We start from the raw sequence: 11,082 nt of genomic DNA, 5'->3' as shown, positions 1-11,082 counted from the left end.
GCCGGTTAGCCCGTCGGCGATGTCGACGCCTTCCAGCGATTGCTCGTCGCGCGGGGTGAGGTAGCGCAGAGCCAAGATAGCCACGGGCGTCAGCACCATGGAGATGATGACGATGGCGGTCAGCGTGGAATTGGCCTGACCGTCGATGATGCCGACGACGGCGGCCGAGGAATAGAGCACAAAGGCGAATTCGCCGCCCTGGGCCATGACGACGGCGCGCTCGAGCGCCTCGCGATGGCCGCTCTTGAGCATACGCGCGACCAGATAGATGCCGAGCCCCTTCATGACCATATAGGCGACGACATAAATGGCGACTAGGCGCCAGTTCTGGGCGACGACGCCAAGGTCGAGCGACATGCCGACGGCAAGAAAGAACAGGCCGAGCAGGATGCCGCGAAACGGCTCGATATCGGCTTCGAGCTGGTGGCGGAAGGTCGATTCGGAGAGCAGCACGCCGGCGAGGAACGCACCCATCGCCATCGACAAACCGGAAAGCTGCATGGCTAGCGCCGACCCAAGCACCACCAGCAGGGCGGCGGCCGTCATCACTTCGCGGGCGCGGGCATCGGCCAGGATGCGGAAGAGCGGGTTGAGCAGATAGCGACCGGCCACGACGAGGCCGACGATCGCCGCGATCCCGATCCCCACTTCGGTCAAGCGCTCAGACAGGCTGGTCTCCGCGCCCCCCGGCGCCAGGAACGCCACCAGCGCCAGAAGTGGCACGATCATCAGGTCTTCGAGCAGAAGGATCGAGACGATGCGCTGCCCTTTGGGCGCGGCGATCTCGCCGCGCTCCTCGAGCAGTTGCATGACGATCGCGGTCGAGGTCAGCACGAAGGCGGCGCCGGCGACGAAGGATTGCGCGATCGGAAAGCCTCCGGCCAGGCCGACAAGCGTCAACAGAACGGCGCAGACGCCAACCTGCAGCGCGCCGAGACCAAAGATTTCCCGGCGCAGGCCCCAGAGTCGCGACGGCTGCATTTCCAGGCCGATGATGAACAGGAACATGACGACGCCAAGCTCGGCGACGTGAAGGATGGCTTCCGATTCGGAAAAAATGCGGAGGCCGAACGGCCCGATGACCACACCGGCAGCGAGATAGCCGAGGATGGAGCCCAGCCCGATGCGCTTGAAGATCGGCACGGCGATCACGCCGGCAGCGAGCAGCGCCACTACCTGTACGAGATCGCTGCCCGATGCTTCAGCCGCCATGACTACCGTCCTTTCGTTTCAGCACTCCTTGCATGCAGCGGGAGTGCGAGGCAAGGGCAGGGGGCCTGGCAGGAAGAGCAGGGGTGTCGGCCCGAAAACGAGCGTGTGCCGTCAGGCAAACTCCCGCTGCAGCTTCGTACACAAGTTTACGGAGCCCGGTCGTTGCGCGCCGCCACAATCAAAGGTTAAGGCCGGTAGGCTTTGGCTATGGAGCTTCAGCCATTGGAGGGCAGCGGCGATGGGCCGCTGCCTTTTTTTGAGGAGATGACTGACATGAAGAATTTTTTGCTCGTTGCCGTTGGCGTTGCGGCGCTGGCCGTTTCGGCCTGTTCGAAGGGACCGGAGTGCACACAGGAGATCGCCGCCAAGAAGGCGCAGGACATGGCTGCCGCGCTTCAGGAAGCAATCACCAAGGATCCGAGCAAGGCGGCTGATCTGACGGCCAAGGTGCAGGCCGTGACGACGAAATATCAGAATGCCACGACGCTGGACGAAGCCTGCAAGGCATATGACGAAGTGACTGCCGCCATCAAGGGTTGAGCCAAGTCAAAACGAAAGAAGGCGGTGGCCATTGGCTGCCGCCTTTTGTCTTCCTCGATCGCCTTTGCTCAGTTCTTCGCGATCGAGCCGACTTCGACCGTGTCGACCCGCTTTAGGCTCATGCCGATGACCGGCACCAGCTGCTTGTCGACGCGCACGGCGACCGTCACGGTCATCGAATTGTCGTCGGGAACGCGCGCCTGCATGACGCCGTTCAACTGATTGCGGTTAATGGTGAAGACGACCTTTTGGGGATCGACGACATTGCCGCCGACAATGTCCATGCCGTTGCCGGTCGAGCCGCCCATGAAAGTGCCTTTGTAACCATCCCGGCCCCGGCGTTCGACCGTCGCCGACATCTTCTGGGTGAAGACGCCGACCCGGCAGTCGCCGTCTAGCGTCATGCCGACCTTGCCGCCCGGCGTGGAACCGTTGAAATTGCAGGTGAATTTCGTGCCCTTGTATTTGCCGGCGATGATTTCGCCAGGGCCGACCCATTTGCCTTCGACCGAGCGGAAAAACTGCTTGTCAGCCTCTGCTCCAAAGGCCCTTTCGACGAGGCCGAGCGGTACGGCGGCCGCAACCGTTGCGGTCATGACGCAGGACAAGATTACGCTTCTCATTGACAACACCCGGCACGAACGAGTCTGCTGTTGGAACCAGAGTGACCATGAAGAAGATTGGTTAATGCTTCGTCACTGGCGACCGTTTCTGCATTTACCTTACTGCTCGCTTCGGCCATCCTTTCGCGTCGCGAACGAGGTCAATGCCGAGAGGAAATCGCCTAGCCCCGGTCGCTTCACCGCAATGAACGGCAGCGGGCGCGTCGTTTCCATCGCCGCGATGCCGATGCGCGCCGTCATCATGCCGTTGACGACGCCCTCACCAAGCTTTGCCGAGAGCTTCGCGGCAAGGCCGTGGCCGACGATCTGCTGCACGAAACTGTCGCCGACGGCGATCGAGCCGGTCACCGCGAGATGGGCAAGCACACCGCGCGCCAGGCGGAAGAAGCCCAGCGTGCCGGGACGGCCGCCATAAAGTTCCGACAGGCGCCGGATCAACCTGCCGGCTTCGAACACGACATAGGCGACGTCGACCAACGCGCGCGGGCTGACCGCCGTCACTAGCGAGACGCGCTTCGCGGCCTCCAGGATCATCATCTTGGCGCGGGCATCGAGCGGCGACAGAATCTCGGTCTCGGCGAGCCGCACCAGATTGGCGCCATCGATGATCTCGCCTCGCAATTCGGCGAGCGAGCGGCGGCCGGCCGCAGTCTCCGGTTTAGCTGCGACAAAGGCGGAAAGCTCGTCGACCAAAACGCGCGCGGCCTTGGGGTCGTCGCGCGCCACCGCATCCACGGCCCGTCGCTGTAGTTTCTCGACCTCAGCGAGGCGTGCGATGGCGAGGAACTCGCGGATCAGGACGATCAGCAGCGACAAAAGCGCGATGGCCGCCATGCCGGCCGCCAGCCAGCCCAGCCATTCGGCGCGCGCGAAAAGATCACGGATGAGCTGATCCGTCCACAGGCCCACCGCGAGCGAGACAAGCACGCCGAAAGCTCCGAAAAACAGGCGTGCCAGCAGCGTGCGCCTCCTTGGAGCGGTCGCCTGTGGCGGCGGACCCTGCTCAATATCCGGCTGGTCGAAAACGTCGATCTCCGAGGGAATGACCACGGCGACATCGGCCCTGGCGGCGCGTGGCCTGCGCAGGGGCTGTTCGGTGCCATGCTTCTGCGGCGCCTCGTGCCTTGGCGCGGGCTCGGGCTCGATGCGGAAGGCCGCCGGTTTGCGGGGCGGATTCATGCCAGACGATCTCCGATCAGGAACTGAAGCGCGCGGTCGAGGCGAATATGCGGCAAAGACAGCGTGACGCCTTCGGCCGTCCGCTCGAGCTTCGGCGGACGAAAGCGCACGAAACGGATCGCCTTGTGTTCCGCCTGCTGCCCGGAAGCGTCGAACACGGGATCGACCTTTTCCGGCAAGTCACCGGGAAATATGGCTGTTTCGGCTTTGCCGTCGAATGTCTCGCCGTTGATCTTCTCGCCTTTCAAGGGCGTGCCGATGATCACCGGCAATGTCTCGCGGCCTTGCTTCACGATGCCCTCGCGGGTCGAGCGCACCGCCGCCATGGCGACCACATCGACATCGGCGCCGCTGAAATTGGCCCGCGCCACCGCGCGGTCGGCGAGGCGGCGCACGATCGCCTGCAGCCGGTCATGGCTTTCGTGGTGCAACTGGTCAGCTTTGGTCGCCGCCACCAGGATGCGGTCGATGCGCCTCGAAAACAGGTCGGTGACGAAATTGCCCCGCCCGGGTCGGAAGCAGGAGAGGATTTCGGTGACGGCCCGTTCGAGGTCGGCCATGGCGGCCGGGCCGGCGTTGAGCGCCTGCATGGCGTCGATCAGCACGATCTGGCGGTCGAGACGGGTGATGTGCTCGCGAAAGAACGGCTTTACGACATGGGTCTTGTAGGCTTCGTAGCGGCGCTCCATCATCGCCTGCAGCGATCCGGGGCGGCGCCGTTCGGACAATTTCATCAGCGGCGCGAAGGTCAGCGCCGGCGAGCCTTCGAGATCGCCCGGCATCAGGAAACGACCCGGCGGCAGCGTCGACAGCGCACGTTCGTCGAGCTTGCAGGCCGTGAGATAGGCGGCGAAGCTTTCGGCGAGACGGCGCGCCGTCATCTCGTCCGCGTCGGCATCCGGATCGACCGAGGAGGCCAGCTCCTGCCACGCCTGTGACAGGTCGGAGCGGACCGGCAGGGCGGCCAGCTCCACCGCCTCGCGCGAAAAATCGGCGAAAGATTTACCGAGCAGCGGCAGGTCAAGCAGCCATTCGCCGGGATAATCGACGATGTCGATCGACAGCTTTCCGGCCGAAAACAGCCGGTTCCAGCCGGAGGCCGACTCGTATTCGATGGTCAGCCTCAGCTCTGAAATGGCGCGCGTCGAATCCGGCCAGACACGGTCGTCGACCAGGGCCGCGACATGGTCCTCGTACTGGAAGCGCGGGACGGCGTCGTCCGGCTGCTCCTCGAGCAAGGCGCGGGCGATGCGGCCCGATTTTTGCGCTTCGAACAGCGGCAGCCGCCCGCCATGGATAAGGTTATGGACGAGAGCGGAAATGAACACCGTCTTGCCGGCGCGGGAGAGGCCGGTGACGCCCAGTCGCAGGGATGGGGAGAAGAGCCCGGCGGCCCGGCCCGACAACGTGTCGAGCGCAATCCTCGCCTCGTCGGTGAAAGTGGTCAGCGATGATGCCAAATCTGCCTCTGGGTCGCCCGTCAGGGCCCGATATAGGCCTTGGGCAAGGCGTTTGAAATGGTGTCAGAGATCGGCGGGACTGAGAAAGGCCTCGAGATAACCACGGCCTTGGCCTGCTTCACCGAGATTGCCGGGAAAACGCACGACGGCGAGTCCGGAAGTGGGAAAGCCGTGGTTGAGCATGCCTCGCGCGGTCTCATCGCCGTCGCCCGACACCGCCATGGCCAGGTCCTCGGTCATCGGATTGTGGCCGATCACCAGCAATGAGCCGGCCCCGCCGTTCTTACGAATGATTTCGAGGTAACCGGCGGCATCTTCGCTGTAGAGTGTGTCGAAGAACAGCACCCGGCCGGTGTCGGTGCGGCCCGCAAGGCCTTCCAGGGTCTGCCGTGCTCGCTTGGCGTTGGAGCAGAGCGTGACATCCGGCACGTAGTCCCGGGCCCGCATGGCGTCACCCATCGCCTCAGCGTCGGCCATGCCCGATTCGTCGAGCGGACGATCGAAGTCACGAACACCGGGCAGCGCCCATCCGGCTTTGGCATGCCTCAACAGATAAAGTCTGCTCAACCGGCTCCCCCTTTATGTTGAATACGCTGAGCGTTTTGGCGATTAGTCACCAGAACGGTGTCGTGCACAATGGCATAGGACGCGCAACCGCGCCGAATCGCTGATGAATTCGATCCCGACCGTTGAGAAATGGCCGCCGCGAATGCCTGCTGCTGCGAAGACTAACAAATGCGTGAAACTGTTATTGTTTCCGCTTGTGCAGCCCCTTGTCCGCGAATATATAGGCGCCAAATTTGGGGTTGTTGGGTGAGTCGAATGAACGACATCGTTACCGCCGATTACGTACCCTCCGAAGACGAGCCGTTCATGAACGAACGGCAGAAATCATACTTCCGCCAGAAGCTTATCACATGGAAGAATGACATCCTTCGCGAAGCGCGTGAAACACTCGAAATCCTCCAGCAAGAAAACGCCAACCATCCCGACCTAGCCGACCGCGCCTCTTCCGAAACCGACCGAGCCATCGAACTGCGCGCCCGCGATCGCCAGCGCAAGCTCATCTCGAAAATCGACTCCGCGCTGCAGCGCATCGACGAAGGCACCTATGGCTATTGCGAGGAAACCGGCGAGCCGATCGCGCTGAAGCGGCTCGACGCCCGCCCGATCGCGACGCTGTCGATCGAGGCGCAGGAGCGCCACGAACGCCGCGAGAAGGTCTACCGCGACGATTGACGCGGGTTGGGACAGACGCAGGTTTTGCGAAAATGGCCGGATCTTTCCGGCCATTTTCTTTTTTGAGCGGCAATCCTTTGGAGGTCAGCGTTTGTGGCTGGCCAGCTCGCCGAGAAGCTTGGTCATCTCGTCATCGAGCGAGGGCTTCGCCGCCGGCTTGCTTGCCGGTTTGGAATGGGACTCCTCCAACGATGCCTCGAGCTCGTGCATCAGTGTGTCGTCGATCGAGTCGTTGGAGGGCTGCGGCGGGGCCTGCCGGCTGGTACCATTCGTCCCATACGCAGGGAGCGGCATGACTTTCGCGGCCGGGGGAGGCGGTACCGGCGGCTTTGCCGGAGGGGGCGCCGCGCGCGGGCGCGACACGGGCTCGCTCACGGGAGCCGGCGCCGGTGCGGTCGGCTGCCTGGCCGGGGCGGGTGCGGGCTGAGGCGCCCGCGGGCGCGGCGCGGCGGCCTGCTGCTGGCCGCTGTCTCCGGTCAGCGCCGGACGGCGAGGTGCTGCCAGCCTTATGTCTCGTTCGACCACGACATCAGTCGGGCCGCCGATCAGGATGAGGTGTTCGATATCGTCGCGCCGCACCAGCACCAGCCGGCGGTGGCTGTCGACAGCGGTGGCGTCCATGACGGCGAGCCGTGTCTTGCGATTCCGGCCTCCGGCAACGAAGGTGCCGAAAGTCAGGTTGCGGACTACCTTGATGACGAGCAGGACCACGACCAGCAGAACAAGGGCCGCGAACGTCCATAGAATTGCAGCGACGTAACCCGGCCCCGCTACGCTATCCAGCCACTGCAGCATCGGTGCACCCAATCGCCTTTGAAGTGACGCGACACTAGACCTTAGGGACTAGCCTCCGCAAGGCGACATCACCCATCGTGAACAGTTTGAAACATGAATCGTTGATTTTATCGGACATTTGCCGTCCGGGCCTTTTCCGCTACAGGAGAATGTGATTCAACCGGCCGTTCGCGGGTGTCGGGGCATCGGAATCACGAGCAGGGGGCACATGGCCAAGGAAACGCGCGGCGATTTCTATCCGGTACCGATCGTCGACCAAAACACGCGTCCGGGCGCCATCGCCAGGCTCATCATCTTCATCGTCGTTTTGACCGGCGCGGCGGTCGTTTTCGGGTTGTTCCGCGAGCGCCTCGGCGATCCGTTCCTGCTCGGCATGCTTGGCGTGCTCGCCATGATCGGCGTCGGCTTTCTGTTCGCGACGGCGATCGGCTTCGTGCAGATCGCCCCGCGTTCAACCGGCGACGAGCTGTCCAAAGCGTTCGTCGATTCAATGTCGCAAGGCCTCCTGGTCACCGACACCAAGGGTCGCGTAATCTACGCCAACCGGGCCTATGCCGAGATGACGGGGGCCGCTTCGGCGGCGGACCTCAAGACGGTCGAGGGGCTGCTTTCGGACGTCCCCGAGGCCTCGATGACCATCTACCGGCTGGCGTCCGGCCTGCGCGACGGCCAGGCGGGCGACGGTGAATTCCGCCTGGCGCAGTCGATCAAGCCTGGGGCCGAGCCGGGCGCGCGCTGGTACCGCGTCCGCGCGCGCGCCTTCAACGTGCCGGGCCAGCGGCTGCCGCTGCTTGCCTGGCAGATCGCAGACATTTCGCAGGAGCGGGCGGAACAGGAGCGTTTCTTCCTCGACCTGCAAAAGGCGATAGACCATCTCGACCACGCGCCCGCAGGCTTCTTCTCGGCCGACCAGGAAGGCCGCGTCACCTATATCAATGCGACGCTTGCCGACTGGCTGGGCATCGACCTTGCCAGCTTCACCCCGGGCGCGGTCACGCTGCCGGAGATCGTTGCCGGCGACGGCATGGCGCTCGTCCGCTCGGTCAAGGCTGATCCCGGCGCCACGCGCAACGCCGTCATCGACCTTGATCTGACGACAATGAGCGGCCAGGCACTGCCCGTCCGCTTCATGCACCGCGTTTCGGCGAGCCGCGAAGGAGTGAACGGGCCGACGCGCACCATCGTGCTCAACCGCACCCAGGGTGAGGACGCGTCCGCCGACCTGCGCGCCTCGGAGGTGCGCTTCACGCGTTTCTTCAACTCGACGCCGATGGCGATAGCCGGCGTCGATGCCGGCGGGCGCATCCTGCGCACCAATGCGCCGTTCCTGTCGCTGTTTTCGTCCGTCGTCGACCGGGACGCTGTCGACCGGCGTGTGCGTTTCGAAAGCGTGGTGCATGAACGCGACCGGCCGGCCTTCGCCGCCGCCTTCGAGAAGGCGCGGCAGCGGCAGGCCAATATCGAGCCGATCGACTCGTTGCTGCCTGGGCATGAGGAGCGCCACATCCGCTTCTACGTGAATGCCGTCGCCGACGGCGCCGGTAGCGAGGGTGCGGAGGAATCGGCCATCGTCTACGCCGTCGAGACTACCGAGCAGAAGGCGCTCGAGGGCCAGATGGCGCAGAGCCAGAAGATGCAGGCGGTCGGCCAGCTTGCCGGCGGCATCGCGCACGACTTCAACAACGTGCTCACCGCCATCATCATGGCGTCGGACCTCCTGCTCACCAACCACCGGCCGTCGGACCCGTCCTTCCCCGACATCATGAACATCAAGCAGAACGCCAACCGGGCGGCGTCGCTTGTTAGGCAGTTGCTGGCCTTCTCGCGCAAGCAGACCCTGCGGCCGGAAGTTCTCAACCTGACCGATGTGCTTGCCGATCTGCGCATGCTGCTTGCCCGCCTGGTGGGCAACGATATCAGGCTGAAGATCGACCACGGGCGCGATCTGTGGCCGGTCAAGGTCGACATCGGCCAATTCGAGCAGGTGGTGGTTAATCTCGCCGTCAACGCGCGCGATGCGATGCCCACCGGCGGCGATCTTACCGTGCGCACCCGCAACGTCATGGCCGAGGAGTGCAAATCGTTCCCGTATCGCGAGCTTATCCCGGCCGATTATGTGCTGGTCGAGGTCGAGGACACGGGCAGCGGCATCGCGCCGGAGGTGCTGAAGAAGATATTCGAGCCGTTCTTCACCACAAAGGAGGTCGGCAAGGGAACGGGCCTTGGCCTCTCGATGGTGTATGGCATCATCAAGCAGACCGGCGGCTTCATCTACTGCGATTCCGAAGTCGGCAAGGGCACGGTGTTCCGGATCTTCCTGCCGCGTCACGTGACGGAGGTGAAGAAGGCGAGCGAATCTGCCGACACTGCGGCGGCGGCAGCTCCAGCCAAGCCGGCCGACACTGCGAAGGACCTCTCAGGTTCGGCGACCGTGCTTCTGGTCGAGGACGAGGACGCCGTTCGCATGGGCGGCGTGAGGGCGCTGACTTCGCGCGGCTACACCGTTCACGAGGCTTCCTCCGGCGTCGAGGCGCTGGAGGTCTTCGAGGCACTCGGCGGCAAGGTCGACATCGTCGTGTCCGATGTGGTGATGCCGGAAATGGACGGGCCGACGCTGCTCGGCGAATTGCGCAAGCGCCAGCCGGACATAAAATTCGTCTTCGTTTCCGGCTATGCCGAGGACGCCTTTGCCAAAAACCTGCCGGCCGACGCGCATTTCGGCTTCCTGCCCAAACCATTCTCGCTCAAGCAACTGGCGACGATCGTCAAAGACGTGCTGGAATCTTAAAGCGCATCGGTGAAGCAGATCAGGGGACGCGCTTCAGATCATTGCTTGATGCAGGTCGTTTCCCCAAAAGCGCTGCGCCCTTTTAGACGACATGTCTTAAACAGCTATCGCTTGCACATTGCAGCGAGCCTGCCATGATGGCGATCGGATGGGTCCTGTCATGGGGGTGATAGCGCGTGACGCCGCACATCGAGGCGGGCAGGGGAGATTATGCCGAAACGGTGCTGCTGCCGGGCGACCCCGAGCGCGCGCAGTGGATGGCGCAAACTTTTCTGGAGGCGCCGCGCTGCATCAATCTCCGTCGGGGCGCCCTCGGCTTCACTGGCCGTTTCCGCGGTAAGCCGGTCAGCATCCAGGCAACCGGCATCGGCGTCTCTTCTTTCCTGATCTATGCCCATGAGTTGCTGGACTATCATGGCGTGAAGACGCTGATCCGCACAGGAACATGCGGCGCATTGTCGGATGACGTTCCGCTGCGGGGCTTGGTCGTTTCAAGCGCCGTGCGCCCCGAGGGCCCGATCAGCGGGCAGGTGTTCGGACTTTACCAGCCGGCCGGCCCCGATGAGGCGCTCCATGCGCTGGCGCTGCAGCGGGCCGCCGATCTCGGCATTGCCTGCAGCGCCGGCCTGACCGTCTGCAGCGACATCTTCCATCATCCCGATGGCCGCGCCCGCTTCGACGAGCCCAGGGCGCTCGGCGCGCTGGCGGTCGACATGGAAACCAGCGCGCTCTACCGCATTTCGGCGCAGTTCGGCGCGCGCGCCCTATCGCTGCTGACCGTGGTCGACCACGTCGCCGCCGACGAGCAGACCGAGTATTCCGAACGCCAGGCGCTGTTCACCGACATGACCCGCCTGGCACTGGAAGTCGCGGTCACTGCTTAGGCGGTTTCCGCTTCAACTGCCCCTCGGCTGTCGACCGGCGACCCGCAGATAAAGCGGCAGGTTGTGCGCAGCATCGAAGCGAAGTTCCTTGTTCGATCAATGTTTCGTGCAGGTGGAGGCGGTAAAGGCGCCGTCCTGCTGCTTCATGATGATGTCGAAGGAGGGAGCGCCTGGATCGTCGAGCGTCGCCTGTGTCAGCGAGATCGAGTTGCCGCCGCTCGTATAGCCGCCGAGCGGGCCGAGCCAGCTGATCTCGCCATTGGCGTCCATCTGGTAGTTGTAGGTTCCCGACGTGCCGAAGGTCACTGGGCCGCTATAGACATTGCCCTTGATGGTGATGTCGCCGAGATTGATGAAGAGGC

At 63.9% G+C, this 11,082-nt stretch carries 11 protein-coding genes; 4 read left to right on the top strand and 7 right to left on the bottom strand.

What is annotated here, in order from left to right; genetic code table 11:
• A partial coding sequence (locus tag EOA75_RS20760; RefSeq protein WP_127325040.1) for a monovalent cation:proton antiporter-2 (CPA2) family protein occupies positions 1–1,212 on the bottom strand: 1,212 nt, incomplete at its 3' end.
• 273 nt (positions 1,213–1,485) lie between these two features.
• Between EOA75_RS20760 and EOA75_RS20755 the strand changes: the two genes are divergently transcribed.
• On the top strand, positions 1,486–1,752 hold the full coding sequence (locus EOA75_RS20755) for a hypothetical protein (RefSeq protein WP_127325039.1): 267 nt from the start codon (positions 1,486–1,488) through the stop codon (positions 1,750–1,752).
• 68 nt (positions 1,753–1,820) lie between these two features.
• On the opposite strand, the gene EOA75_RS20750 is transcribed toward EOA75_RS20755, so the two are convergent.
• From EOA75_RS20750 to EOA75_RS20735, 4 genes are all read right to left on the bottom strand, one after another.
• Complete coding sequence (locus tag EOA75_RS20750) at positions 1,821–2,348, bottom strand: hypothetical protein (protein ID WP_245466694.1); 528 nt, start codon at positions 2,346–2,348, stop codon at positions 1,821–1,823.
• Positions 2,349–2,474: 126 nt separating this feature from the next.
• Positions 2,475–3,554 (bottom strand): YcjF family protein, encoded by a 1,080-nt coding sequence (locus EOA75_RS20745; protein ID WP_127325037.1) that lies wholly within the window; start codon positions 3,552–3,554, stop codon positions 2,475–2,477.
• Entirely contained in the window at positions 3,551–5,014 is a 1,464-nt protein-coding gene (locus EOA75_RS20740; protein WP_127325036.1) for a YcjX family protein, read from the bottom strand. The genes EOA75_RS20745 and EOA75_RS20740 overlap by 4 nt, the downstream gene beginning before the upstream one ends.
• Before the next feature lie 63 nt (positions 5,015–5,077).
• Positions 5,078–5,581 carry a histidine phosphatase family protein gene (locus tag EOA75_RS20735; RefSeq protein ID WP_067319736.1) on the bottom strand — a complete coding sequence of 168 codons (504 nt, stop codon included), beginning with the start codon at positions 5,579–5,581 and terminating at the stop codon, positions 5,078–5,080.
• Between the two features lie 255 nt (positions 5,582–5,836).
• Between EOA75_RS20735 and dksA the strand changes: the two genes are divergently transcribed.
• A complete protein-coding gene (gene dksA / locus EOA75_RS20730; RefSeq protein WP_040972254.1) occupies positions 5,837–6,253 on the top strand; it encodes an RNA polymerase-binding protein DksA in 417 nt (138 codons plus the stop codon).
• An 84-nt stretch (positions 6,254–6,337) separates the two neighbouring features.
• On the opposite strand, the gene EOA75_RS20725 is transcribed toward dksA, so the two are convergent.
• Positions 6,338–7,048: a flagellar biosynthetic protein FliO gene (locus EOA75_RS20725; RefSeq protein ID WP_127248002.1), complete on the bottom strand. Its 711-nt coding sequence runs from the start codon at positions 7,046–7,048 to the stop codon at positions 6,338–6,340.
• Between the two features lie 208 nt (positions 7,049–7,256).
• Between EOA75_RS20725 and EOA75_RS20720 the strand changes: the two genes are divergently transcribed.
• Both EOA75_RS20720 and EOA75_RS20715 read left to right on the top strand, forming a co-directional pair.
• Positions 7,257–9,836: a PAS domain-containing sensor histidine kinase gene (locus EOA75_RS20720; RefSeq protein ID WP_127325035.1), complete on the top strand. Its 2,580-nt coding sequence runs from the start codon at positions 7,257–7,259 to the stop codon at positions 9,834–9,836.
• A 176-nt stretch (positions 9,837–10,012) separates the two neighbouring features.
• The gene (locus EOA75_RS20715; RefSeq protein ID WP_127325034.1) at positions 10,013–10,720 is read left to right on the top strand and encodes a purine-nucleoside phosphorylase; all 708 of its coding nucleotides are present in this window, start codon (positions 10,013–10,015) and stop codon (positions 10,718–10,720) included.
• 96 nt (positions 10,721–10,816) lie between these two features.
• Here EOA75_RS20715 and EOA75_RS20710 read toward each other — a convergent pair.
• The coding region (locus EOA75_RS20710; protein WP_127325033.1) for a hypothetical protein at positions 10,817–11,082 on the bottom strand (266 nt) is incomplete at its 5' end.

The sequence above is a fragment of the Mesorhizobium sp. M1A.F.Ca.IN.022.07.1.1 genome, from assembly GCF_003997575.1.
Lineage (GTDB): Bacteria > Pseudomonadota > Alphaproteobacteria > Rhizobiales > Rhizobiaceae > Mesorhizobium.
This window is presented reverse-complemented; position numbering and strand designations above follow the sequence as displayed.

What these genes read in the sequence shown, in the direction of transcription:
- EOA75_RS20725 (WP_127248002.1), bottom strand. Translation starts at nt 7,048, where the DNA reads ATGCTGCAGTGGCTGGATAGCGTAGCGGGGCCGGGTTACGTCGCTGCA.
- EOA75_RS20720 (WP_127325035.1), top strand. Translation starts at nt 7,257, where the DNA reads ATGGCCAAGGAAACGCGCGGCGATTTCTATCCGGTACCGATCGTCGAC.
- EOA75_RS20755 (WP_127325039.1), top strand. Translation starts at nt 1,486, where the DNA reads ATGAAGAATTTTTTGCTCGTTGCCGTTGGCGTTGCGGCGCTGGCCGTT.
- EOA75_RS20745 (WP_127325037.1), bottom strand. Translation starts at nt 3,554, where the DNA reads ATGAATCCGCCCCGCAAACCGGCGGCCTTCCGCATCGAGCCCGAGCCC.
- dksA (WP_040972254.1), top strand. Translation starts at nt 5,837, where the DNA reads ATGAACGACATCGTTACCGCCGATTACGTACCCTCCGAAGACGAGCCG.
- EOA75_RS20750 (WP_245466694.1), bottom strand. Translation starts at nt 2,348, where the DNA reads ATGACCGCAACGGTTGCGGCCGCCGTACCGCTCGGCCTCGTCGAAAGG.